21 protein-coding genes are annotated in these 25,155 nt (G+C 72.9%); 17 read left to right on the top strand and 4 right to left on the bottom strand.

Going from position 1 to position 25,155, the window contains the following annotated elements; all coding sequences use genetic code 11:
- Positions 1 to 70: 70 nt before the first annotated feature.
- From ACQP2H_RS06925 to ACQP2H_RS06910, 4 genes are all read left to right on the top strand, one after another.
- A complete protein-coding gene (locus ACQP2H_RS06925) occupies positions 71 to 1,336 on the top strand; it encodes a cell wall anchor protein (protein WP_219468250.1) in 1,266 nt (421 codons plus the stop codon).
- 98 nt (positions 1,337 to 1,434) lie between these two features.
- Entirely contained in the window at positions 1,435 to 2,310 is an 876-nt protein-coding gene (locus ACQP2H_RS06920; RefSeq protein WP_255597919.1) for an ABC transporter ATP-binding protein, read from the top strand.
- Positions 2,307 to 3,068 carry an ABC transporter permease gene (locus ACQP2H_RS06915; protein ID WP_208567217.1) on the top strand — a complete coding sequence of 254 codons (762 nt, stop codon included), beginning with the start codon at positions 2,307 to 2,309 and terminating at the stop codon, positions 3,066 to 3,068. The genes ACQP2H_RS06920 and ACQP2H_RS06915 overlap by 4 nt, the downstream gene beginning before the upstream one ends.
- Positions 3,069 to 3,098: 30 nt before the next feature.
- Entirely contained in the window at positions 3,099 to 3,869 is a 771-nt protein-coding gene (locus ACQP2H_RS06910; protein WP_219468248.1) for a MerR family transcriptional regulator, read from the top strand.
- A gap of 128 nt (positions 3,870 to 3,997) precedes the next feature.
- Here ACQP2H_RS06910 and recG read toward each other — a convergent pair whose 3' ends face one another.
- A complete protein-coding gene (gene recG / locus ACQP2H_RS06905; protein ID WP_363820368.1) occupies positions 3,998 to 6,202 on the bottom strand; it encodes an ATP-dependent DNA helicase RecG in 2,205 nt (734 codons plus the stop codon).
- On the bottom strand, positions 6,199 to 7,824 hold the full coding sequence (locus tag ACQP2H_RS06900; protein ID WP_219468241.1) for a DAK2 domain-containing protein: 1,626 nt from the start codon (positions 7,822 to 7,824) through the stop codon (positions 6,199 to 6,201). The genes recG and ACQP2H_RS06900 overlap by 4 nt, the downstream gene beginning before the upstream one ends.
- 252 nt (positions 7,825 to 8,076) lie before the next feature.
- Between ACQP2H_RS06900 and rpmB the strand changes: the two genes are divergently transcribed.
- Both rpmB and ACQP2H_RS06890 read left to right on the top strand, forming a co-directional pair.
- The gene (gene rpmB / locus ACQP2H_RS06895; RefSeq protein WP_007456456.1) at positions 8,077 to 8,268 is read left to right on the top strand and encodes a 50S ribosomal protein L28; all 192 of its coding nucleotides are present in this window, start codon (positions 8,077 to 8,079) and stop codon (positions 8,266 to 8,268) included.
- Positions 8,269 to 8,378: 110 nt separating this feature from the next.
- Positions 8,379 to 9,632: an ATP-grasp domain-containing protein gene (locus ACQP2H_RS06890; RefSeq protein ID WP_433231671.1), complete on the top strand. Its 1,254-nt coding sequence runs from the start codon at positions 8,379 to 8,381 to the stop codon at positions 9,630 to 9,632.
- A gap of 63 nt (positions 9,633 to 9,695) precedes the next feature.
- Here the strand turns inward: ACQP2H_RS06890 and ACQP2H_RS06885 are convergent, their stop codons facing one another.
- Both ACQP2H_RS06885 and ACQP2H_RS06880 read right to left on the bottom strand, forming a co-directional pair.
- Entirely contained in the window at positions 9,696 to 10,106 is a 411-nt protein-coding gene (locus ACQP2H_RS06885) for a GNAT family N-acetyltransferase (RefSeq protein ID WP_433233468.1), read from the bottom strand.
- A gap of 73 nt (positions 10,107 to 10,179) precedes the next feature.
- Entirely contained in the window at positions 10,180 to 11,118 is a 939-nt protein-coding gene (locus tag ACQP2H_RS06880) for a thiamine-phosphate kinase (RefSeq protein WP_433231668.1), read from the bottom strand.
- A 122-nt stretch (positions 11,119 to 11,240) separates the two neighbouring features.
- Here ACQP2H_RS06880 and ACQP2H_RS06875 point away from each other — a divergent pair, with 122 nt between their 5' ends.
- From ACQP2H_RS06875 to ACQP2H_RS06825, 11 genes are all read left to right on the top strand, one after another.
- Positions 11,241 to 11,474, top strand: a complete 234-nt coding sequence (locus tag ACQP2H_RS06875; RefSeq protein WP_088646044.1) for an Lrp/AsnC ligand binding domain-containing protein — start codon at positions 11,241 to 11,243, stop codon at positions 11,472 to 11,474.
- 198 nt (positions 11,475 to 11,672) lie between these two features.
- Positions 11,673 to 12,209 (top strand): DUF3515 family protein, encoded by a 537-nt coding sequence (locus tag ACQP2H_RS06870; protein WP_208567446.1) that lies wholly within the window; start codon positions 11,673 to 11,675, stop codon positions 12,207 to 12,209.
- Positions 12,210 to 12,444: 235 nt separating this feature from the next.
- Entirely contained in the window at positions 12,445 to 13,638 is a 1,194-nt protein-coding gene (locus ACQP2H_RS06865; protein WP_357015578.1) for an MFS transporter, read from the top strand.
- 1,055 nt (positions 13,639 to 14,693) lie between these two features.
- On the top strand, positions 14,694 to 16,829 hold the full coding sequence (locus ACQP2H_RS06860; protein ID WP_433231666.1) for a hypothetical protein: 2,136 nt from the start codon (positions 14,694 to 14,696) through the stop codon (positions 16,827 to 16,829).
- 46 nt (positions 16,830 to 16,875) lie between these two features.
- On the top strand, positions 16,876 to 18,687 hold the full coding sequence (gene pelF / locus ACQP2H_RS06855) for a GT4 family glycosyltransferase PelF (RefSeq protein ID WP_433231663.1): 1,812 nt from the start codon (positions 16,876 to 16,878) through the stop codon (positions 18,685 to 18,687).
- A complete protein-coding gene (locus ACQP2H_RS06850; protein ID WP_433231660.1) occupies positions 18,687 to 20,216 on the top strand; it encodes a hypothetical protein in 1,530 nt (509 codons plus the stop codon). The genes pelF and ACQP2H_RS06850 overlap by 1 nt, the downstream gene beginning before the upstream one ends.
- A 37-nt stretch (positions 20,217 to 20,253) precedes the next feature.
- Positions 20,254 to 21,093, top strand: coding sequence for a nucleotidyltransferase family protein (locus ACQP2H_RS06845; protein WP_357534874.1), 840 nt, complete (start codon positions 20,254 to 20,256; stop codon positions 21,091 to 21,093).
- On the top strand, positions 21,090 to 21,983 hold the full coding sequence (locus ACQP2H_RS06840; RefSeq protein ID WP_219468218.1) for an NAD-dependent epimerase/dehydratase family protein: 894 nt from the start codon (positions 21,090 to 21,092) through the stop codon (positions 21,981 to 21,983). The genes ACQP2H_RS06845 and ACQP2H_RS06840 overlap by 4 nt, the downstream gene beginning before the upstream one ends.
- 54 nt (positions 21,984 to 22,037) lie before the next feature.
- On the top strand, positions 22,038 to 23,414 hold the full coding sequence (locus tag ACQP2H_RS06835; RefSeq protein ID WP_255597918.1) for a nucleotide sugar dehydrogenase: 1,377 nt from the start codon (positions 22,038 to 22,040) through the stop codon (positions 23,412 to 23,414).
- Positions 23,411 to 24,376 (top strand): NAD-dependent epimerase/dehydratase family protein, encoded by a 966-nt coding sequence (locus ACQP2H_RS06830; RefSeq protein ID WP_219468215.1) that lies wholly within the window; start codon positions 23,411 to 23,413, stop codon positions 24,374 to 24,376. Before ACQP2H_RS06835 ends, ACQP2H_RS06830 begins: the two co-directional genes overlap by 4 nt.
- A complete protein-coding gene (locus ACQP2H_RS06825; RefSeq protein WP_244252298.1) occupies positions 24,376 to 25,068 on the top strand; it encodes a hypothetical protein in 693 nt (230 codons plus the stop codon). The genes ACQP2H_RS06830 and ACQP2H_RS06825 overlap by 1 nt, the downstream gene beginning before the upstream one ends.
- The last annotated feature ends 87 nt before the right edge of the window (positions 25,069 to 25,155 follow it).

The raw sequence follows: 25,155 nt of genomic DNA, 5'->3' as shown, positions 1-25,155 counted from the left end.
CCGACACGCGCCGTGACCAGGCAACGCCACCCCCGCCGCGCCCTGACGCACCCTCACCCCGGGAGTACGCGTGATCCGTCCCCAGCTGTCGCTCCGGCGACCGCTCGCCGTGACCGCCGCCGCCCTGGCCGGCCTGGCCACGGTCCTCGCCTGCACCACCCCGGCGGGCGCCAGCTCACCCTCGCCGTCCCCCACGCCCACCACGACGGCGAGCGCGACCGCCACCACCCCGGCGGGCGGGCAGTCCACGTCGTCCTGTGTCGCCGCCGCCGACGCGCGTTACACGCACACCTTCGACGGTCCGGCGGGCCGCGCCTCGATCACCCTGACCAACGGCCCACTCTGCCGGGGCGAGGAGCAGGACCTGGCCCTGGTGTCGTACGTGACGCCGTCGGCGACGTTCGCCGTGCCGCAGTACGTGCTCGACAAGTCGATCAAGAAGTTCACCGGGGTCGCCCCGGGCGAGCTGGGGGTGGCCACCCTCGACTTCGCCGTCGAGGTGCCGAACTGCCACACCCAGGTCGACTTCGTCTTCGGCAGCAAGCTGATCGACCCGCTGACCGACACCAGTGACCGGTACGGCGACCGCAAGGTCGGCAGCCCGTCCGGCATCGGCGCCCGCTCCACCGGCCCGCGTGCCTGGTTCAACGGCGGTTCGGGCACCTGCTCGGCGGCCCCCGAGGTGATCGCCGAGTCCGACTGCGACGGCAACGTCGAACTGACCCTGGTCAACCGCAGCGGCAACGCCGCGGCGACGTTCACCATCACCGGCAGCGGTGGCTTCACCGAGAAGGTGACCGTCCCCCTGCGCAAGATCGAGACCCGCAAGCTCAGCGCCGGGGAGGCGCAGGAGATCACCGTGGCCGCCGCCGGCATGAAGGACTTCACCGGTGGGTGGCAGAAGCCCGAGGACTGCCAGCAGCCCGAGGTCGGCACGCCCGACGCCAGCTATGAGTCCAGCTGCGACAAGATGGTCTTCCGGATCAGCAACCCGGAGGACGGCACCCCGCTGACCTCGGTCTTCACCCCCAACAAGGGCGAGCCGAAGAAGCTCACCGTCGAACCGGGACGGACCGGGACGGTCAGCTTCCCCGCCACCAAGGGGCTCACCGTCACCGTCACCGGTGACCTCGACTCCGGCGGCCCGGTGAAGTGGGAGCAGCCGGAGGACTGCCCGTCCACCGGTGGTGGCGGTGGCGGCGGCGACCAGGACGGCGGCCTCCCGGTGACCGGTGCGGCGGCCGGCGCCATCGCCGCCGGCGCGGCCACCCTGCTGGTGGCCGGCGCGGTGCTCTTCCTCGTCGCCCGACGCCGACGGATCCACTTCACCGTCTGACCGCAGCACGCCCCCGGGGCGCGTCGACCGACCGGTCGACGCGCCCCGCGCGTTTCGGGCTTGACCCTGCCGCAGCGTCAACCCCGGATGCTGACGCCATGTCAGCCGATCAATCGACAATGTCGCCGGCCCGCGGGCCCGCCATCCAGGTCCGGAGCCTGACGAAGTCCTACCGGGAACTGCGCGTGCTGCGCGGGGTGGACCTCGACGTGGCACCGGGCAGCATCCTCGCCCTGCTCGGCGCCAACGGGGCGGGGAAGACCACCCTGGTACGCATCCTGGCCACCCTGCTCAAACCCGACGGCGGGACGGCCCACGTGCACGGTCTCGACGTCACCACCCGGGCGGCGAGGGTACGGGAGTCCGTCAGCCTCACCGGCCAGTTCGCCGCCGTCGACGAGATCCTCACCGGCCGGGAGAACCTGGTGCTGGTCGCCCGGCTGCGCCACCTGCGCGACCCCGGTCGGGTCGCCGACGACCTGCTCGGCCGCTTCGCGCTCACCGAGGCGGGAGGCCGGCGGGTGGGCACGTACTCCGGTGGGATGCGCCGTCGCCTCGACATCGCGATGAGCCTCATCGGCGACCCGCCGGTGATCTTCCTCGACGAACCGACCACCGGGCTCGACCCGCAGGGCCGGCTGGAGGTGTGGCAGGCCGTCCGGGAACTCGCCCGGCAGGGCACGACGGTGCTGCTCACCACGCAGTACCTCGACGAGGCAGAGCAGCTCGCCGACCGGATCGCCGTCCTGCACCACGGGCGCATCATCGCCGACGGCACGCTCGCCGAACTCCGCCGGCTGCTCCCGCCCGCCACCGTCGAGTACGTCGAGAAGCAGCCCACCCTGGAGGACGTGTTCCTCGCCATCGTCGGCGACGGCGGCGACGACGGCACCAGCACCCGCACCCGCACCCGCACCGACGACACCGTGGACGCCGTCGCCCCGACGGCACGAGCAGTTGAGGAACCCCGATGACCAGACACTTCCTCGGTGACACCGCCGCCCTGCTGGGGCGGTCACTGCGACACATCAGCCGCAGCCCGGACACCATCATCACCACCGCGATCATGCCGATCGCGTTCCTGCTGCTCTTCGTCTACGTGTTCGGCGGCGCGATCGAAACCGGGTCCGACCGGTACGTCAACTACCTGCTGCCCGGCATCCTGCTCATCACCGTCGTCTCCGGCATCTCCTACACCGCCTACCGGCTCTTCCTGGACCTCAAGGGCGGCATCTTCGAACGGTTCCAGTCCATGCCGATCGCCCGCTCGGCCGTGCTCTGGGCGCACGTGCTGACCTCGCTGGTGGCCAACCTGATCTCACTCGTGGTGGTGGTGCTGGTGGCGCTGGCCATGGGCTTCCGTTCGGGGGCCGGCGTGCTGGGCTGGCTGGCGGTCGCCGGCATCATGCTGCTGTTCACCCTGGCGCTGACCTGGCTCGCGGTCATCCCGGGCCTCACCGCCACCTCCGTCGACGGTGCGAGCGCGTTCTCCTACCCGCTCATCCTGCTGCCGTTCGTCAGCTCGGCCTTCGTGCCCACCGACACCATGCCCGGCCCGGTGCGCGCGTTCGCCGAACACCAGCCGGTGACGTCCATCGTGAACACGATCCGCGCCCTGTTCGCCGGCCAGCCGGTGGGCGGCGACATCTGGACCGCGCTCGCCTGGTGCGCCGGCCTCCTCGTCCTCGCGTACGCCGGCGCGATGGCCGTCCACCACCGCAAGGTCGGTTGACGGTGCTCCCGGGTCGGGCAGGCTGAGGCCATGTTGACGATCGGACGGTTGGCGTCCTACGCCGGGGTGACCATCCGCGCCGTACGGCACTACCACCAGATCGGGTTGCTGCCGGAGCCGGAACGCGACGCCTCCGGCTACCGGACGTACGACGCGGCTGCGGTGGTCCGGCTGGTGAGGATCCGGACGCTCGCCGAGGCCGGCGTCCCGCTGGCCCGGGTCCGCGAACTGCTCGACGCCGACGCGGAGACGTTCACCGCCGCCACCGCCGAGATCGACCGCCAGCTGCGGGCCCAGATCCGGGCGCTGCAGGAGCACCGACGGCGGATCGCCCGGCTCAGCGGCGGTGACACCCTCGCCGTCCCCGCGGAGGTGGTCGACTACCTGGACCGGCTCCGCGCCGCCGGGGTGCCACCGGTCGCCGTCGAGGCCGAACGCGACGGGTGGATCCTGATGGCGGCGCGGTGGCCGGACGCCATCAAGGGGCTGATGGCCGACAAGGTGGCCCAGCTGGACAACCCCCAGGTCATCCAGCTCTACCGGCTGATCGGCCGGGTCGCCGAGAACTGGCAGGACGAGGAGTTGCTGCGCGAGACGGCCGACCTGATGGCCGACCTGTTCGCGCAGGCGGAGGCCGCCGGGGAGCTGGAGATGCAGGAGGAGGTCACCCCGGACCCCGCGTTCGTCCGGTTGATGGACTCGTTCGCCGACGCCGCCCATCCCGTCGTCAGGCGACTGCGCAGACTCGTCGCCGACCGGGGCTGGACCGGCTGGACCGTCGTCGAGAAACGCCGCCCCTGAGCCGCCGGGCGGTAGCCCTCCGTCCGGGGGACGCCGCCGGGCGGTAGCCCCCGTCCCGGGGACGCCGGCCGACGGGTCGACCGGCACCCCGACGGCCGACCGCCGTCCCCCACGCCCGGGGGCGGCGGTCAGCCCTTCTCCAGGTATTCCGCGCGTTCCTCGTCGACCAGGGCGGCGACCGAGGCGGCCAGCGCCGGGTGCCGCGCCAACTGCGGGTCCTGCTCGACCAGGGTGAGCGCCTCGGCGCGGGCGTCCCGGATCAGGTCGGCGTCGCGCAGCAGGGACAGCAGCCGCAGGTGCGAGCGACGACCGGACTGGGTCGCCCCCAGCACGTCACCCTCCCGGCGCTGCTCCAGATCCAGCTCGGCCAGCTTGAACCCGTCGGTGGTGGAGGCGACCGCGTCCAACCGTTCCCGCGCCGACGAACCCTCGGCCGCCTCGCTGACCAGCAGGCAGAGCCCGGGGGCCGCGCCCCGGCCGACCCGCCCCCGCAGCTGGTGCAGCTGGGAGACACCGAACCGGTCTGCGTCCAGCACGATCATCACGGTGGCGTTGGGCACGTTCACGCCGACCTCCACCACCGTGGTCGCGACCAGCACGTCCAGGTCGCCGTCGGCGAAGGACCGCATCACCGCGTCCTTCTCGTCGGCGGGCAGCCGCCCGTGCAGGACGCCGATCCGCAGCCCGTGCAGCGGCCCCTCGGCGAGCAGCGGCGCCACCTCGGTCACCGCCAGCGGTGGACGTCGTCCGTTGTCGTCCTCGCGGGGTGGCTCCTCCTCGGCCGCCGGACCCTCGCCGATGCGCGGGCACACCACGTACGCCTGGTGGCCGGCGGTGACCTCCTCGCGCACCCGCCGCCAGGCCCGGTCCAGGAAGGCTGGTTTCTCCGCCACCGGCACCACGTGCGAGGCGATCGGGGAGCGTCCCTGCGGCAACTGGGACAGGGTGGAGGTCTCCAGGTCGCCGTAGACGGTCATCGCCACCGTGCGGGGGATCGGGGTGGCGGTCATCACCAGCACGTGCGGTGGCTGGTCGGCCTTGGCGCGCAGGGCGTCGCGCTGCTCCACGCCGAAACGGTGCTGCTCGTCGACCACCACCAGGCCCAGGTCGGCGAAGTCGACCCCCTCGTAGAGCAGGGCGTGGGTGCCGAGCACGATGCCGGCCCGCCCCTGCGCCACCTCGGCCAGGGCCCGCCGTCGGGCTGCCGCGCCCAGCGAGCCGGTGACCAGCTCCACTCGGGTCGCGTCGTCGGCCGCCCCCAGCTCACCGGCCTGTGCCAGCGGGCCGAGCAGGTCGAGCATGCCCCGGTGGTGCTGGGCGGCGAGCACCTCGGTCGGGGCGAGCAGTGCCGCCTGACCTCCCGCGTCGACCACCTGGAGCATCGCCCGCAACGCCACCACCGTCTTGCCGGAACCGACCTCGCCCTGCAACAGCCGGTGCATCGGGTGCGGGGTGGCCAGGTCGGCGGCGATCTCGACGCCGACGTCACGCTGGCCGGGGGTCAGCTCGTAGGGCAGCCGGGCGTCGAACGCGTCGAGCAGGCCATCCGCCTTCGCGGGGCGCGGGGTGGCCGGCGAGGACGCCGACCGCAGCTTGCGCTGCACCAGGGTCAGCTGCACGGCGAACGCCTCGTCCCACTTGAGCCGGCGGCGGGCCCGGTACAGCTCCTCCTTGCTGGACGGCCGGTGGATCTCGCGCAGCGCGGTGTCGATGCCGACCAGCTTCCGGCCGACCCGCATCGGCGTGGGCAGCGGGTCGTCCGGCGGGGTGACGGTGTCCAGCACCACCCGGACGCAGCGGGCGATCACCCAGGTCGGCACGGCTGCGGCGGCCGGGTAGACCGGAATCAGCGCCCCGGCGAACTCCTCGACCTCCTCGGAGGCCGCCACCTCACCCTCGCCCCCCTCACCGAGCAGGACGTACTCCGGGCCGTTGAGCTGCCGCTTGCCCCGGAACTCGGTGACCTTGCCGGCGAACAGCCCCCACCGGCCGGGGCGCAGTTCCCGCTCCCGCCACGCCTGGTTGCCGAAGAAGGTGAGCGTCAGCGTCCCGCCGGAGTTGTCGCCGACGGTCACCTCCAGCAGGTTGCCCCGCCGCTGCCGCATCGGGCGGACCGCCGTGCGCTGCACCTGGGCCAGGACGGTGACCTGCTCACCGACGTCCAACGAACGGATGTCGGTGTGCTCGCCGCGCTCGTCGTACCGGCGCGGGAAGTGGTAGATCAGGTCACCGGCGGTGTGCAGGTCGAGGTGACCGGCGAGCGCCTTGGCGGTCTTCTCCCCCACCAGCTTGGTGAGCGCGGTGTCCACCGTGGCCGGCTCGGACGTCGTCATTCGACCCCCACCAGGAGCGGATAGTGCGGTTGCCCACCCGAATACGCCTGCACCTCGACGAAGGGCCAGCGCCGGGTCACGTGCGCCCGGACCGCCTCGGCGAGGCCGGCGGGGGCGTCCGCGCCGGTGAGCAGGGTGACCAGTTCACCGCCGCCGCCGAGCATCCGGTCGACCACGGCGGCGCAGGTGTCGACCAGGTCGCTGCCGATCAGGTGGACCTCCCCCTCGACCAGGGCCAGCACGTCACCGGGGCGGCACGGGCCGGCCACGGTGAGCGCCTCCCGGCTGGCGTGGCACACCTCGGCGTACCGGCAGGCACCGGCGGCCTCGGCCATCGCGATGACGTCGTCGGCGAACCGGCGCTGCGGGTCGCGGACGGCGAGCGCGGCGAGCGCCTGCACCGGCGAGCGGGTCGGCACCACGCTCACCTCCACCCCGAGCCGGTGCGCCTCCCGGGCGGCGGCGTTCGCCACCGCCTGGGTGTTCGGGTCGTTGGGGAGCACCACCACCCGGGCGGCGGCGGTGGCCCGGATCGCGTCCAGCAGCTCGCCGGTGGACGGGTTGCCCGGCACCACCGTCGCGCCCTCCCCGCCGAACAGCTCGGCGATGCCGACGCCGGGCGCGACCACCACGGCCGCCCGGCCGTCGGCGGCGGGGCCGGGTCGCCGGGCCGGCGCGGCCTGGTCGGCGAACCGGGTCACCGATATCCGGTACGGCCGGCCGGCGGCCACCCCGGCCTCGACGGCCGCCCCGACGTCGTTGACGTGGACGTGGACGTTCCAGGTGCCGGACTCCGCCGGCGTACCGGCGTCACCTACCACCACCAGCGAGTCGCCCAGCGTGGCCAGCTCGGCGCGCATCCGGGTCACCGCCTCGTGCGGCGCGTCGAGCAGGAACTGCACCTCGTAGGCGTAGTCGGAGGAGCCGGTCTCCCGGACGGCGGTCAGCGGCCCACGGGCCGGACGGGTCACCGGCGCAGGCCCGGCCGCAGGCTCCCCCGTGACCACCTCGACCAGGGCGTCGAGCAGCAGGCAGAGTCCCCGGCCACCGGCGTCGACCACCCCGGCACGGGCCAGCGCGGGCAACTGGTCGGGGGTACGGGCCAGCGCGCGGGCCGCCTCCCCGGCGGCGGCCCGGACAACCGTGCGCAGGTCGTCGCTGTCGGCCTGCTCGGCGGCGGTCGCGGCGGCGGCGACCACGCTGAGCACCGTGCCCTCGACCGGCTGGGCCACCGCGGCGTAGGCGGCGGTGGTGGCGTCGCGCAGCGCACCGGCCAACGCCCGGCCGGCGACGGTGGGCACACCGCCGAGTGCCTCGGCGAGCCCGCGCAGGAGCTGCGAGAGGATCACCCCGGAGTTGCCCCGGGCACCGAGCAACGCACCCCTGGCCATCAGCCGCAGCGCGTGCCCGTGCGCGGTGTCGCCGTCCTCCGGCAGGGTGCCGAGGCCCACCGACAGCGCCTGCTGGGCCGAGGTGAGGGTGAGCACGAGGTTGGTGCCGGTGTCCCCGTCGGGCACGGGATAGACGTTGAGGTCGTCGATCTCACCCTGGTGCCGGCGCAGCGCGGCGAGACCGCTCGCGCACCAGCGGCGTACCGCGGCGGCGTCGAGGGTGTCCAGCACGGCCAGAAGCCTACTGGCGGCGGCCGACACCCGCCGGGGTCGGCCGGCGTGTCCCTGGGCCGGCCGGCGGCGACGCCTTCCGACGGTGGCCGGCCCGGTCCGCGCGCCGTGCGGGACGGTGGCGGGCTGGCCGCCACAGGGGGCCGGGACGGGCCGGTTGGGCGGGGCGGGGGTGCATCGGGTAACCTGGCCAGGTTGTCCGCGCAGCGCCTGCCGGCGACCTCATGAACGTATCAATCTCAGGAGTATCCCGTGGCTAGCGTGTGCGACGTCTGTGGCAAGGGGCCGGGCTTCGGCCACAACGTGTCCCACTCGCACCGGCGGACCAACCGCCGCTGGAACCCGAACATCCAGTCGGTGCGTACCCCGGCCGGTGGCGGCAACACCAAGAAGCTCCAGGTCTGCACCTCGTGCATCAAGGCCGGCAAGGTCACCCGCGCCTGACCAGGTAACACCACCACCGCTCCAGCTCCGACAGTACCGGCGGGCCGTCCTGGCCCGCCGGTACTGTCGTGTCCCCGCACCCGGTGGCCGACCCGTACGGAGGACGACCGTTGGACCTTGACCTGGGCCCTGACGAGATGATCGTGGTGGGCGCCTCGATCGGCATGATGCACTGGTTCGCCGAGGAGCTGCCGCCGGGCAGCGTGGTACTCGTCGAGGAGCCGGAGATCATCGCCCGGCGGGACGTCACCACGACGGTGACCCGCCTGCCGGTGGTCTCGCGGGTGGTGTCCGCCCGCTACCAGACCGGGTTGGACGTCGAGGAGTTGCTGGCCCGCGAGCCGGGGCTGACCACCGCCCGGCTGGTGATGCCCGGCCTGGAGTACGCGGTCGGTGCCGCCGCCCGGCTCGCCGACCGGCTGGGCCTGCCCGGGGCCGGCCCGCAGGCCGCCGACGTCTTCTCCGACAAGCACCGGATGCGCCTGCTCGCCGACCGGGCCGGGCTGGCCAATCCGGCGTACGAGCTGGTCGACTCCCCGCAGCGGGCGGCGACGTTCGCGGCCCGGTTCGGTGGCCGCTGCGTGTTGAAGCCGACCCGCCGCTCCGGCAGCCTCGGCGTGCAACTGATCGCCCCCGGTGACGACGTGTCGGCGGCCTGGTCGGCGACCGCCGCCCCGGAGGAACCGGTGGAGGCGGCCAGCGACCTGCCCACCGAGGTGCTGGTCGAGCAGACCCTGGTCGGCCCGGAATACAGCGTCGAGCTGCTGGTCGCCGACGGCGAGGTGTGCTTCGGCAACGTCACCGACAAGCGGGTGCTGCCGGGTCGTCGCCCGGTGGAGACCGGGCACACGGTCCCCTCGGCGCTGCCGGCGGCCCGCCGGGCGGAACTGGTCGAGGCAGCCACCCGGCTGGCGACGGCGGCCGGTTTCCGCACCGGTGTGCTGCACAGCGAGTGGATCGTCGCCGACGGGGTGCCGACGTTGGTGGAGTGCGCCGCCCGGCTGCCCGGCGACATGATCTCCGCGTTGGTCTCGGTGGCGTACGAGTGCGGTTTCATCGACGCCTACCTGCGGACGCTGCGCGGCGAGCGGCCCCGGCTCCCGGCCCGGCCGTCCGGGGCGGCGGCGGTGGAGTTCCTGCTGCCACCGCCGGGGACGCTCACCGCGATCGACGGGCTGCGCGACGCCCGGCGGGTGCCCGGTGTGCTGGCCGTGCAGCTCGACGTGGCGGTCGGCGACCGGGTCGGTGACGTCACCTCGTCGGTGCGGCGCGGCGGGCACGTGCTGGCCTGGGGCGCCGACCCGGCGGAGGCGACCGCCACGGCCCGTGCCGGTGCCGACCGGTTCCGCTTCACCGTCGCCTGACAGCGCCGCACCGGCCGGGTGGGTCGGGGATTCACCCGGTGGCACGGCCCTGCGGCGGGCGGGTCAGAGTGGCCGGCCGAACGACAGGCAGCCGGGAGCGTCGGCGTAGTAGCCGAAGTTGGCGATCCGCTCGTACCCCGCCGAGGTGTAGAGGGCGACCGCCTCGGGCTGCCGGTCGCCGCACTCCAGGATGATCCGCCGGCGACCGTGCCGGCGGGCCGACTCCTCGACGGCGGCGAGCAGGGCGCGGGCCGCACCGCGCCCCCGCACGGCCGGCACGGTGTACATCCGCTTCAGCTCCGCGGCGTCGTCGCCGTGGCTGCGCCACCCCGCGCAGCCGACCGGGGCACCGTCGAGGTGGGCGACGAGGAACTCACCGTGCGGTGGGACGAACTCGGTCGGGTCGATGGGGGTGTCGTCGCCGCTGCCGCCGTACCGGACGCCCAGGTCGGCCATGGTCGCCCGGATCAGCATCTGCGCCACCGGCGAGTCGAAGCCGAGCGGCCGGATCTCGATCTCACTCACGGGTGAAGGGTACGACTGCCCCTTACCGGAAGTGCTCCCAGCCGGCCGGTCCGTCGTACGCGTCACCGTCGACGGTCACCCCGACGCCCTCGACCACCCGGCCCACCGGACGCCACCGGTCCGGCAGCGCCACCGTCGCCGGGAAGGTGGCGACCAGGGCGTGATCGTCGCCACCGGCCAGGATCCAGGTGTACGGGTCGACGCCGAGCGCCTGGGCGGCGTCACGCATCTGCGGGGGCACCTCGAAGGCGTCCCGGCGCAGGTCGACCCCGACGCCGCTGGCCTTCGCCAGGTGACCCAGATCGGCCAGCAACCCGTCCGACACGTCGATCATGGCGGTGGCGCCGAGCCGGGCGGCCTCCGGTCCGGCCGGGTACGGCACCTCCGGCCGCCGGTACGCCTCGACCAGCAGGCGCGGGGTCCGGAACCCCCGGGAGAGCACGGTCAGCCCGGCGGCGGCCCACCCGGTCCGGCCGGCCAGCGCCACCACGTCACCCGGCCGGGCACCGGAGCGGACCACCGGTGCCCGGCCGGCCAGGTCGCCGAGGGCGGTCACCGCGATGGTCAGGGTGGGGCTGGCGGACATGTCGCCGCCGACCACGCCCGCGCCGACCAGCGCAGCCTCGGCGGCCAGCCCGTCGGCCAGCTCCTCCGCCCAGGCGGTGTCCAGGTCGGCGGGGATGCACAGGGCCACCAGCAGGGCGGTGGGGGTCGCGCCCATCGCGGCGACGTCGGCGAGGTTGGCCGCCGCCGCCCGGTGCCCGACGTCGCGGGCGCTCGACCAGTCCCGCCGGAAGTGCCGCCCCTCGACCAGCACGTCGGTGGAGGCGACCACCCGCCGGTCGGGGGCGGCCACCACGGCGGCGTCGTCACCCGGCCCGAGCAGGCATGACGCTCCGTACGTCAGCCGGGCGGTCACCCGGTCGATGAGACCGAACTCGCCCACGTCCGCGACACCCATGTCTTCCTTCCGACACGCTCGCTAGCTGCTTGACCTCGACCACCGATAGGGATCGCGCCTGCTCCGTAGGGTATTTTCACCCTTCGGGCCGCCCCTGGGCGGCGACGGACGGAGGTCGAGTCGTGGTACAGGCGTACATCCTCATCCAGACCGAGGTGGGCCGGGCGCGGGACGTGGCCGGTCTGATCGCGGACCTTGCCGGCGTGGTACGCGTCGACGCCGTCACCGGGCCGTACGACGTGGTGGTCCTCACCGAGGCGAACACCGTCGACGAGCTCGGCAAACTGATCGTCAGCAACGTGCAGATGGTGCCCGGCATCACCCGCACCCTCACGTGTTCGGTGGTGCGCCTGTAAGTGGACGAGAAGACTCCCTCCCCCGAGACCCCGACCGACGCCGCGCCCGGCACCGACCGGCCCGCCACCGGCGCACCCACCACCGACCGGCCCAGCACCGACCAGGGCAGCACCGGCCGGCCCAGCACCGGCCAACCCACCAGCGACCGGGACAGCACCGACCGGCCCGCTGCGGACCGGTCGACCCGGCGGGCCGCGTTGTGGGCCACCCTGGTCGCCGTGCCGGTGACGGTGGCCGTGGCGGGGTTCACCTTCGCCAAGCTGTCCCCGGACCCGCCGGTCGCCGCGCCGAGTGCCTCGCCGACCACCCTGCGCCCCCAGTCCAGCGCCCCGGTCGAGATGGCCGCCCCGGCGTTGGCCGAGCGCCCGGGGGTGGTGTGCCGTGCGCTGGTGTCGCAGCTGCCGGCCACCGTCCGGGAACTCGCCCAGCGCCCGGTGACCGCCGGTGCCGAGCAGAACGCCGCCTACGGTGACCCGGCGTTGACCGTCGCCTGCGGTGGCCCCGAGCCGACCGTGGACGCCACCGCCGACGTGTGGACCGTCAACGGGGTCTGCTGGTATGCCGACGAACGGTCGGATGCCACCGTGCTCACCACGCTCGACCGGGAGACGGCGGTCACGGTGACGGTGCCCCGGGCGTACGAGGGGCCGTTGCAGTGGCTCACCCCGGTCTCCGACGCGGTGGTCGCCTCCGTGCCGTCCGGCGGCGACGGCCCGTCCGGGTGCCGACGCTGAGGTTCCACCCCGCCCGACCGGGCTCCGGCCCGCGCCCGCCCCACCCGACCGGACCCGCGTGCCCGTGCCCGCACCGGACCCGCGTGCCCGTGCCCGCACCGGTCGACCGGACCGGGGTGAGGGTGACGCGACGGTCCGGAAAATCGTTTGACGGCACCGATAATCTGATCCTCCGTACCTGCGGCTGACCGTGGGTGGCGAGGGGGCCCTGCCCCCTCACCGCCCAGGAGCCGCCATGCGTCGGACGCCCGCCCTCTCCTTCCTGCTCGTCACCGTCTTCCTGGACATGCTCGGGCTCGGCCTGATCGTGCCGACGGTGCCGGCCCTGTTGACCGCCGTCACCGCCGACGCCGCCGCCGCGGTCCGCTGGTCCGGCCTGCTCGGCTCGCTCTACGGCCTGTTGCAGTTCGTCGTCTCGCCGCTGCTCGGCCAACTCTCCGACCGGTACGGCCGGCGGCCGGTCCTGCTCGTCTCGCTGGGTTGCCTCGGCGTCGACTGGCTGGCCCACGCCAGTTCCCCCGGCCCGTGGACGCTGCTGGTGTTCCACAGCCTCGCCGGCGCCTGCGCGGGCACCTACACCGTGGTCAACGCATACCTGGCGGACGTCACGGCACCCGAGGACCGGGCCGGTGCGTTCGGGGCGGTGGGTGCCGCGTTCGGGCTGGGTTTCGTGGCCGGGCCGGTCGTCGGCGGCCTGCTCGGCACCGTCGACGTACGCCTACCGTTCCTCGCCGCCGCCGCGCTGTCCTTCGCCAACGTCGGGTACGGCTGGCTCGTGCTGCCCGAGTCGCGGCCCGGCGACCGGAGCACCCCGTTGACCCTGCGGACGGCGAACCCGGTCAGCGCCATCGTCGTCGTGCTGCGTCGACCGGTGCTCGGGCGGCTCGCGTACGCCCGGTTCTGCGCCGACGTCGCCCGGATGACCCACCAGTCGACCTGGACGTTCTTCCTCACCCACCAGTTCGCCTGGGGCACCGCGCGGGTCGGCGTGGTGCTGGCGGCGGGGGCCCTGGCCGGCGCGCTCTTCCAGGCCAGGGCCGTCGGGCCGATCGTGCGCCGGCTCGGGGACAAGCGGGCCGCGGTGTTCGGCGGGGTGCTCGGCGTCGCCACGCTGGCGGGTACGGCGTTCGTCTCGACGCCCTGGCTGCTCCACGTGCTCCAGGCGGTGGGTGTGCTCGCCACGGTCGGCGGCGTCGCCGCGCAGGCGTGGCTCTCCCGGATCGTGCGGGCCGACGAGCAGGGCACCGTGCAGGGGGCGTTGACCGGGATCGGGGCCGCCGCCGAGTCGGTGGTGCCGGTCCTGGCCGGCGCGGTCTTCGCCTGGTCGCTGTCCCACGCGTCGCCGGGCCTGGTCCTCGCCGGGGCGGCCGGCTGGGCGGCCGGCTCGACGCTCCTGCTGGCCACGACACCCGATCTGCGCCGGCCCTGACCTGTCGACGCCGGTGTCACCCGCAGGCGTCGGGCCGTCCGGAGCTGCCGGTCGGCCCACGTCGGCGGTGGCACCGGCGGACAGCCGGCCGGCCGGGCCCGGGAGAAACTGCGCGGCCGATGGTGTCGGGCCCTGTCCACCGAGCCGCCGAGTGGGACCGTGCCGGGGGGTGCGCCGATCCGGCGTCTGCCGTTTCGTCCCGGCATCACCTTCGGCTCAGGACGCGCACATCTACTCCTGCATTTGCGTCCCGTGGAAGTTCCACGAAACCGATCGGATAGTAAAACGATTTGGCCCGGACGGTGCTGATAAGGGAGACAGCGGACGACTTCCAAAGGATGGGAATGGGCAACTCCTGACGCTGGGAACCGCTTCTGCCGAAACTGGCTGATTCGGCGGTCAGCGCCGTGGTATTCGCCATTTCCGGCCGAGTTCACACACCCGCAGGGTCGAGGAAACTCAACATTCTCCACTATGTGCCGCCGATCAAGCGATTGCCCGACAAAAGGCACGCACGACCCCACCCGCACCACCAAACAGGGCTTTGAGCTGGGAAAACGTCGATCACTCCACGCCCCGGCCCACCGCGTACCGGCCGCACGGGGCACCGTCAACCGAAGGGATGGTCGGGTAATCGGCTGATCGGCGGGCCAGCATGGACTGATCGGCCATTCTTGCCGCACCTCAATTGCCGCAACCCGAGCGAATGGCTGAGGTAAGCCCGGTTCCACGCCCGACCACGGCCCACATTTTGGCCACCGCCGGCTACAGCCGTGTGAAGTGAACGTGAATGAGGTGTTTCGGCTCCTCTGAAAAAGAGCACGTCAGCATGGCTGACACCGACCGGCAACACCGTCAAGATCAGCAAAAAACGCGTTACCGGAAGTCACGCCCGGGTGCCCGGCACTAACACCCGACCCCGCTTGCGTCAATGGTCCACATGCGACAGGATCATGCACGGAATCCGCACCAACAATTGCTAGCCTTCGATGGCAACCCCGTCATCCATACAGGATCGGCGGCATTGTTCACATCTCCTCATCGGAGGTCACCACATGGTCCACACCGGACCTACCCGTCGTCGCGCGAACCGATTCGCCCTCGCCGGGCTGACCGCACTCACGGTCCTGCTCGGCACCCAGACCCCGGGCCTCGCCCAGCCGCCGACCGCGCCGCGCACGCTGGCCCAGCCGCCGAGCGCACCCGGCCTCGGCCAGGTCGCGAGCAAGAAGGAGTCCCGCCCCGGCCCGCTGCCCACCCGGGCCGGCACCGTCAAGGTCGCCCCGTCGTCGTCGGGTGCCCGCAGCGGCGGCGTGGGCACCCAGGCGATCAACGACAAGGTCGCTCTCCGGTCGCTGATCGTGGCCACCAACACGGCGGACTTCGGCGTAGCCACGCTCACCACCACCCTCGACCGGGTCGGCGCGAGCTACGACATCATCTACACCGCCAGCCAGACCCTCTCGGCGAGCACGCTCGTCGACTCCAACGGGGTCGGCAAGTACAACGCGGTCCTGCTCACCAACAGCATGTTGATCTACGAGTCGGGTGGCAACTACCTGGAGGGCCTCAGCAGCACGGAGTGGACCACCCTCTGGGCCTACGAGCGCAACTTCCAGGTCCGGCAGGTGGCCCTCTACACCAGCTACGGCACCTGGCCGGAGGACTACTGCCTCAACTCCGCAGGAGAGACCGCGGTCGGCGACACCGCCCTGCCGGTCTCGCTGACCACCGCCGGTGCCGGGGTCTTCGACTACCTCAAGAGCACCGCCGAGATCCCGGTGACGCAGTCCTACGTCTACAAGACGTCGATCAAGAGCGGCTGCAACGCCGACGCCCTGCTGACCAACGGGTCCAACGTGCTGGCCGTACGCACGACGTCGACCGACGGTCGGGAGCGCCTCGCCCTGACGTTCACCTCGAACCAGTACCTGCTCCACTCGGACCTGCTGGTCTACGGCCTGATCCGGTGGGCGACCAAGGGCCTGCACTTCGGTGAGCAGAAGCACCACCTCAACGTCGACGTCGACGACTGGTTCAGCTTCTCCGACCACTACAAGGACGACGGCACCGTCGAGTACAGCCCCGGCTTCCAGATCACCGGGCACGACGCGGTCAACCTCGACGCGAAGCAGACCGCGCTGCGCGCCGCGCACCCGCTGGCGTCCGGGTTCACCTTCAACGTCCCCTACAACGGCGCCGAGATCGACCCGTTCGCCGGCAACACGTGCAGCCCGAACGGCGACGCCACCACGCTGACCGCCACCACGAAGTGCCTGAAGAACAACTTCCGGTGGATCAACCACACCCTGACCCACCCCGCGCTGAACACTACCGACTACACCACCACCCACGACGAGATCACCGCGAACCAGACCGCGGGCACCTCGATCGGGCTGAACCCGCCGGCCAGCGTGCTGAAGACCCCCGAATACTCCGGCCTCGGGGTCTACAACAACTCCAGCGGCGTGCTCACCGACTACGGCCTCGCCGCGTCCAACCCGGACCTGATCGACGCGGCCGGCGACCTCGGCATCACCACGCTGGCGGGCAACATGTCGTTCGCCAGTCACGTGCCGGCGCACTTCAACGCGGCCACCGCGCACCCGCTGGACCCGAGCATCGCGGTGGTGCCGTGCTGGCCGACCAACATCGCCTACCACACCACCAACCAGGCCGAGGAGACGCACTTCTACAACGCCTTCTACGGCCCGAACGGCCACTTCCCCTACTGGCCCACCGACCGCACCTACGCCCAGCTCCTGGACTACGAGGCCTCGGTGGGCCTGCAGCACGTGACGTCCGGCTCGATCTACGCGCACACGTTCCACGTCGCCAACGTGCGCGACTACGGCTCGGGCAACAGCCTGGTCACCGACTGGGTGGGCGCGGTGCTGACCAAGTACAGCTCCTACTACTCGGTGCCGCTGCTGAACACGGCGTGGACCGACATCGCCACCTACACCAGGGCGCGTACGGCCCACTTCGCCGCGCTCAGCGCCGGGGCGTCGGCGATCTACGACCGGACCACCGGTGAGATCACGGTGACCTCGCCGGCCGCCGGCTCGCTCCAACTCGGGGGCGTGGCCGCCACCACCACCGGTGCCGGCACCTACGGCACCGACGTCACCGTCCCGGTGACGCTGGCGGCGAACACCCCGGTCACGTTCACCGCCGCGCCTCGCCTGTAGGGCGAGACGGCGACTTCAGAACAGCAAAGGTAAACGGGAGCAATTGGTGAGGATCGCACTGGTCTCGGAGGGCACCTACCCGTACGCGATGGGTGGGGTGAGCATCTGGTGCGAACAGCTCATCCGGGGAATGCCGGACTACCGGTGGGAGGTCGTGGCGCTCACCGTGGACGGCACCGAGGAGCCGGTGTTCGACCGGCCGGCCAACCTCGACCGTGTGCACTCGATCCCGCTGTGGGGCGGCCGGCCGACCGGCCGCCCCCGGCGGGGGGTGCTGGTCCCCGCCGGGCGACCCGGCACCGAGTTCATGCAGTCCTACGAGGTGTTCCTGCGGGCCCTGGTCACCCCGCTGGAATCGACCCGCTCCCAGGCCGGCGCGGTCAACCGCAGCACCTTCCTGCTCGCCCTGCGCGGCATGTTCGAGTACGCCTCCGGCGGTGGTGACCTGAGCGCGGCCCTGCTGTCCAACGAGGCGCTGCGGATGATGCTGGAGGCCTGGCACACCCTGCGGGTCGAGGAGACCGGGCCCGCCCCCACCGTCGCCGACGCGCTGGAGGCGGCCTGGCTCATCTCGCACATGCTGCGGCCGCTGAGCGCGCCACCGGTACGCGCCGACATCGTGCACTCGTCGATGAACGGTCTCTCCACCCTCGTCGGGATGGCCGCCACCTGGACGTACGGCACCCCGCTGGTGCTCTCGGAGCACGGCATCTACCTGCGCGAGCGCTACATCTCCTACCTGCACGACGACGCACCGCACCCGGTCCGGGTGCTGGTGCTGAGCTTCTTCCGCTCGCTGGCCGGCGCGGCCTACCTGATCACCGGCGCGCTCGCGCCGCACTCGCAGTACAACCGGCGGTGGCAGCTGCACAACGGCGCCGACCCCGAGCGGATGTGGACGATGTACAACGGCGTCGACCCGGACGAGTTCCCACCCGCGGCCGGCGAGCCGGACGTGCCGACCATCTCGTTCATGGGCCGGATCGACCCGCTCAAGGACCTGCACACCCTGATCCGGGCGTTCGCGCTGGTACGGGCCGAGATCCCCGAGGCCCGGCTGCGCATCTTCGGCGGGACCCCGGCCGCCAACAAGGTCTACCACGAGAGCTGCGAGGCGCTGATCGACGAACTCGGGCTGACCGGGCACGCGGTCCTGGAGGGCCGGGTCGGCAGTGCCGTCGAGGCGTACCACGCCGGCAGCCTGGTGGCGTTGACCAGCATCTCCGAGGGTTTTCCCTACACGGTGGTGGAGGCGATGGCGTGCGGCCGGCCAACGGTGTGCACCAACGTCGGCGGGGTCGCCGAGGCGGTCGGTGACACCGGGTTCGTCGTCGCGCCGCGTGACGTACCCGCGATCGCCGCCGCCTGCGTCAAGATGCTCAACGACCGGGAGCTGCGGCTGCGCCTCGGGGCGGCCGCCCGGGGCCGGGTGCTGGAGCGGTTCACCCTGCAACGCTCGTTGCAGGCGTACCGCGACATCTACGAGGGACTCGCCGCGCCCCGGACCACCTCCCCCGCGCCGAAGCGGCTGCGCGGTCAGGCCCAGGGCTGGGTACGCGTCCCGAACCGGCCGACCCGCCCCGGAGTGGCGTCCGTCACCGCCCGCCCCGCCGCCCCGTTCGCCGCCCCACCCGAGGTGGCCCCCGTCGCCCGGCCCGAGCCGACCCCCGTCACCGCCCGGCCGGAAGCGACCCCCATGGCCGGGCGGGTGCCCCGCCAGCGTGGACCCGAGCAGTACTCGTCGGCCGCCTACCGGACCCACCACGACCCGAACTCGTCCGGGCCGGAGCTGCCGCAACCGACCACACCGGGCCCGGACGACGAGCAGACGATCGCCATCCTGCGCGGTGGCCGCTGATGACCGGAGCCAAGGACCCGGACGTCACCGACCCGTTGTTCCGCCCCGCCGCCACGATGACCACCGAACCGGGGCCGTCCGACGGGCGGGCGGACAACCCCGAGCGCACGATCCTGCTGCCCCGGATCTCCACCGACCCGGTCGACGACCTGGTCGAGCGGGTCCGGCCCCAGCTGACCCGGGCGGTGGACGCGCTCCAGGTCGCCGCCGCCCTGGAGGCCGACGGGCACACCGACCGGGCCGCCCAGGTCGAGTACGGCTACCGGGACGTCTTCGTCCTGGCCCTGGAGGTGTTCCGGCGGCTGGGGCCGACCCCGGAGATGGTGGACGGGCCGCGCACCACGTCGGCGACCGACCGCGACCGGTGGGCCGACCTGCGGACGATCTCGCACGGCCTGCTGTACGTGCTGCCGAGCGCCGCGTTCCCCGCCGTGTTGTCGGTCGTGGGACGACCGGGCCTGGTGGTCGGCCTGATCCTCGCCGGGACGGTCGGCTGGATCTGGTCGGGGATGGTCGCTTACGCGGCGTTCCGCCTGCTCGGCCTCGGTCGGGCCCGCTCGGCCAGCCGGGTGCTGCGGATCGCCGCGTTGACCGCTCCCCTGCTCGGCCTGACCGCCGGTGCGGTGATGCTGCCCTACGGTGGCCTGCCGCTCGCCGCGATGATGCTCTGTCAACTGACGTACCAGCTGGCCAGCACGTTGCTGATCTTCTACCGGCGGGAGGGCTGGCTGGCCGGGGCGATGGTCCCGGCCGTGCTGGGCAGCGCGGTCTTCCTGAGCACCGGCGGTGCGACCGAGCGGCGCTGGGCGGTGGGCGCGGCGGCCCTCGGCGTGCTGGTCGCCTTCGCCGCCGGGCTCTGGGCCACCCGCTCCGCCGCCCGGTCGACGGAGCCGGCGCCCCGGGACCCGCTCTGGCCACCGGTGTCCACCCTGCTCGGCGTCGCCGGTTACGGGTTCTGCTCGGCGGCGTTGCTCTTCCACGCGCAGGCGCCGTACCTGCTGGGGCAGTGGGACGTCGCGGCGTCGGCGGTGCCGCTGATCCTGTCGATGGGGTTCGTCGAGTGGCGGACCAGCCGGTTCTGGGCAGCCGGGGTGGCGTTGTCCCGGCGGGCCCGGCTCCCGCGCAGCTTCGTCGTGGGGATCTGGCGGGCGATCGGCCGGGAGGTCGCGGCGTGCCTCGCGGTGCCGGCGGCACTGGGGGTGCTGCTGCTCGCCGGGCTGACCCAGCTGGGCGTGCTCTCCACCGCCGGGGTGGTGATGACGGCCGCGCACGTCGCCCTCGCCGGGGCGTACTACCTGGCCTTCCTGCTGGCCGGGCAGGGCCGGTACGGCTGGTTGTGCCTGTCCATGACGGTCGTGGTCGCGCTGCACGTCGGCCTCGGCGCGCTGCTCGGCGTCGCCCCGCTGCTCGGGCAGGGCGGCAGCCCGGTCACCGACACCTCGCTGTACCTGGGCAGCGTGCTGCTGCTCCAGGCACTGTTCGCGCTCGGTCTGATTCCGGTGATCGGGCAGGTTCGGCACTACCGATAGTCCACTCGAGACCTATGGGGAGGTCCGGTTGCACGCGGTGATCCTTGCCGGCGGCAAAGGGGTGCGGCTGAAGCCGTACACCACGACGCTGCCGAAACCCCTGATGCCCATCGGGGACAGCCACTCGATCCTGCAGATCGTGCTCGACCAGCTCGCCTCGCGCGGGTTCACCTCGGTGACCCTGGCGATCAACCATCTCGGCCCGCTGATCCGGGCCTTCGTGGGTGACGGCAACCGGTGGGGCCTGACCATCGACTACATCGAGGAGGACAAGCCGCTGTCCACGGTGGGCCCGCTGTTCGGCCTGAAGGACCGGTTGCCCGACGAGTTCCTGGTGATGAACGGTGACGTCCTCACCGATCTGGACTACGGCGACCTGCTGCGCAGCCACCAGCTCTCCGGCGCCGGCCTGACCCTGGCGACCTCCGAGCGGGTGCACCGGATCGACTTCGGCGTGCTCGACGTGGACGCCGGCCGGGTGGTCGGGTTCCGGGAGAAGCCGGCGCTGCGCTACCCGGTCAGCATGGGCGTCTACGGAATGTCGCTGCGGACCCTGGAGCCCTATCAGGCCGGACTGGCCCTCGGCTTCGACCAACTGGTGCTGGACCTGCTCGCGGGCGGTGACCCGCCGATGACGTACCCGTTCGACGGGTTCTGGCTCGACATCGGCCGGCCGGAGGACTACGACGAGGCGAACCGCTCGTTCCCCCAGCTCAAGCCGATCCTGCTGCCCAGCCGGTCGGGGCCGGTCGAGGTCGCCATCGGCGAGGGGACGACACCGCTGGCCGTTGCCGAGGGGACCGAGCCGCTGGCCGTCGGCGACCTGTCGGGCGTCGCGGACCTGCCGGGCGTCGTGCGGGCCGGGGAGCTGACGTGACCCGGGTGCTGCTGTTCGGGGCGTCCGGCTTCATCGGCGGGCACGCCCGCGACGCGTTGGCCGCGGACCACCGGGTGACCGAGGTGATCTGCCCGGGGCGGGCCGCCCACGACCTGCTCGACGGCACGCCGGCCGCGCTCACCGGATTGCTGCGCGAGGTCGCCCCGGACGCGGTGGTCAACTGCGTGGGCGCCCTCACCGGCACCGCCGCCCAACTGGTCACGGCGAACACGCTGGTCGCGGCGAAGCTGCTGGCGGCGACCGCCGACGCGGTGCCGCAGGCCCGGCTGGTCCGGCTCGGCTCGGCCGGGGAGTACGGGCCGGTGCCGCAGCGGCTCCCGGTCACCGAGGACGCCCCGGCCCGGCCGGTCAGCGCGTACGGCGTCAGTCACCTGGCCGGAACCCGGTTGTTCCAGCTCGCCGGGGAGGCCGGCGAGGTCGACGCGGTCTCGTTGCGGGTGTTCAACCCGATCGGCCCCGGCATGTCGCAGGAGAACCTGCTCGGTCGGGCGGCGGACCGGTTGCGGGCCGCGCTGGCCGACGGGGCCACCGAGATCACCCTGGGGCCACTGTCGGCGTACCGGGACTTCGTCGACGTGCGGGACCTCGCCGCGCTGATCGTCGCGGCGACGCTCGCACCCGAACTGCCGCACCGGGTGGTCAACGCCGGCAGCGGCCGGGCGGTCACCGCCCGGGAGGCGGTCGGGTTGCTGGCCGGCGCGGCGGGCTACGACGGCCGCATCCGCGAGGTGGGCGTCGGACCGCAGCGCTCGCAGGCGGTCGACTGGATCCAGGCCGGCATCGGCCGGGCCGGCGAGCTGGGCTGGTCGCCGGTACGCGACCTGGAGACATCGATCAAGGACATCTGGGCCGCGGGCGCGGCGCGGTGAGCCGCGCCGACCGCTCCCCCGTCACGACACACCCGCACAACTGAGAGGACACGCATGAGCATGAAGATCGGGGTCGTGGGCCTGGGCTACGTGGGGCTCACCCTCACCGCCGCCCTCGCCGACAAGGGCTTCACGGTGTACGGCGCGGACGTCTCACCGGCGGTGCTGGACGCGCTCTCGCACGGCCGGCCACACATCTTCGAACCCGGCATCGACGACGTCTTCGCCGCCCACCTGGGCAAGAACATCCATGTCGCCGCCGACCTGCCGAAGGACACCGTCGACGTGGCAGTGATCAGCGTGTCGACGCCGGTGGACAACATGACCCACCGGCCCAACCTGGCGAACCTCGCCGCCGCCGCCCGGGTGGTGGCCGGCAGTTGCCGCCCGGACACCCTGGTGGTGGTGCGCAGCACCGTGCCGGTCGGCACCAGCCGCCGGGTGGTGCTGCCCGAGTTGCAGGCCGCCTGGGGTGAGCGGGTGAAGCTGGTGATGGCCCCGGAGCGCACCATCCAGGGGCAGGCGCTGCGGGAACTCGTCGAGCTGCCGCAGGTCGTCGGTGGCCTGGACGAGGAGAGCCTCGCCGCCGGGATCGCGTTCTTCAACGGGCTGGCGCGCACCGTCGTCCCGGTGTCCGGGTTGGAGACCGCCGAGCTGGTGAAGCTGTCCAACAACTGCCACACCGACCTGATCTACGCGTTCGGCAACGAGATCGCGCTGATCGCCGAGCGGCACGGCCTCGACCCGTTGGAGGTGATCCGGGCGACGAACGTCGACTACCCGCGCCCGGATCTCGCCAAGCCCGGGTACGTGGGCGGTGGCTGCCTCTCCAAGGACCCGTACATCATGATCGACAGTGCGGGTGACCGCCGGCCGTTCCTCGTCGGCAAGGCCCGCCAGCTCAACGAGTACCTGCCGATCCACGTCGGCGAGACCGTGGTCCGGATGCTGGTCGAGGCGCGGGGGCGCAGTCTCGGCGCCCGGCTGGCGGTGCTGGGGTGGGCCTACAAGGGTTGGCCGGCCACCGATGACATGCGCGGCACCCCGATCGAGCCGATGATGCGGGTCTTCTCCGCCGCCGGGGTCACCGTCCTGGGGCACGACCCGATGGTCACCGACGACGTGATCAGGCAGTACGGCGGCGAGCCGGTCAGCCTGGACAAGGCGTTCACCGAGGCGGACGCCGTGCTGATCATCAACGACCACCCCGACTACCGGGCGCTGCGGGTGCCGGAGGTGCTCGGGGCGACGCCGCCGGCCTTCGTCTACGACTCGTGGCGGGTACTCGACGGCGAAGCGGTCAGGGCTGCCGGGGTCCGCTACGCCGGACTCGGCTACCTGCCTCCCGCGCCGACCGGTCCGGGCGACGGCGGTGCGGCCGGCACTGCCGCCGGTGCGGGCACGTCGGCCGCCGGGGCGGTGTCGGCATGAGGGCCCTGCTGCTCGGCGGCGCCGGCTTCATCGGCCTGCACCTCGCCCGCCGGCTCGTCGCCGACGGTCACCAGGTCACCATCGTGGACGACTTCTCCCGGGGCCGCGACGACGCCGACCTCGACCGGTTGCGCGCCGATCCGGCCGTCCAGGTGATCTCCGGCGATCTGACCAGCCCGGACACCTGGGCCGCCCTGCCCACCGGATGGGACCAGATCTACCTGCTCGCCGCCGTGGTCGGGGTGCGCAACGTGGAGCAGGACCCGGCTCGGGTGATCCGGGTCAACACCCTGTCGGCGCTGCACCTGCTCGACTGGGTGACTCCGGGTGAGCGGGTCTTCTTCGCCTCCACCAGCGAGGTCTACGCCGGGGGCGTGACGGCCGGGGTGGTGCCGGTGCCCACGGCCGAGACGGTGCCGGCGATGATCTCCGACGTCGCGGCCCCCCGCTTCGCGTACGCGGCCAGCAAGCTGCTCGGTGAGGCCGCGTTCCTGCACACGGCCCGCGCCAAGGGCTTCGAGACGGTGGTGGGCCGGTTCCACAACGTGTACGGCCCCCGGATGGGCGCGGACCACGTCATCCCGGAGATGTCCCTGCGCGCCCTGCGGGGGGCCGACCCGTTCCCGGTCCCCGGTGCCGACCAGTACCGCGCGTTCTGCCACGTCGACGACGCGGTCGAGGCGATGCTGCGGCTGATGGGGGCACCGGCCGCCGCCGGTCAGATCGTGCACATCGGCAACGACCGGGAGGAGACCAACATCGGCGACCTGGCCAAGCTGGTCCTGCGGGTGGCCGGGGTGAGCCCCGCCATCGCACCCGAGAGCGCGCCGCCGGGATCGGTCGCCCGCCGCTGCCCGGACCTGTCCCGGCTGCGGGAGCTGACCGGTTACGAGCCGGGTGTCAGCCTGGAGGAGGGCGTCCGCAGCACGTTCGCCTGGTACCGGGAGCACGGGTGGGCGTGATGAGCCGACGTCCCATCTGCTTCTACTACGGCGACGGCCGACTGCCCGAGCTGTCCAGGTACGTGCGGGTGGTCCTGCAACCGGACTTCTACCGGCCGGCCGAACTGCGCTACCTCGCGGCGCAGGACGTGCAGACCCTCGGCTACCTGTCGCTGTCGGAGGACCAGGGGCCACCCGCGCCCTGGCAGCGGCGGGAACGCAACCCGGACTGGGGCGGCGCGTTCGTCCACGTCGACCACCCGCTCTGGGTGGCGCACGTGATCGGGCAGGCGAAGCAGGCGATCGCGCAGGGATTCGCGGGGCTCTTCCTGGACACGCTCAACGTCGAGCTGACCTTCCCGGAGGACGTGCCGCACCTGCTCACCCTGGTCGCCGCCATCCGGGAGGAGGCCCGACCGGCGTACCTGCTGGCGAACCGGGGCTTCGGGATGCTGCCCCGGCTGGCCGAGATCGTCGACGGGATCGTCTTCGAGTCGTTCTCGGCCCGGTGGACCGACCAGGGCTACGCGCCGTGGCCGCCCGACGTGCTGGAGTTCCACGCCCAGATCGCCGAGCAGCTGCTCCAGTTGGAGCTGGACCTCTACAGCCTCGACTACGCCGACAGCCAGGGGCTGACCGATTTCGCGGAGCGCCGGGCCCGCCAGTTCGGGCTCCAGTCCTCGGTCAGCGACCGCGCCCTGTCCCGTACCTGATCATCCGGCGGGGGCGTCTGCCCCGCCGGTCCGGGGCCGGTCCGGTCCCACCTCGAACACCCGCCCCCGTCGGGCCGGGACCGGGTC

Origin of the sequence: Micromonospora sp. CA-248260, assembly GCF_050942205.1 — a bacterium.
GTDB classification, from domain to species: Bacteria; Actinomycetota; Actinomycetes; order Mycobacteriales; family Micromonosporaceae; genus Micromonospora; species Micromonospora antibiotica.
The sequence above is the reverse complement of the archived record's forward strand: the minus strand, read 5'-3'. Positions and strand labels throughout refer to the sequence as shown.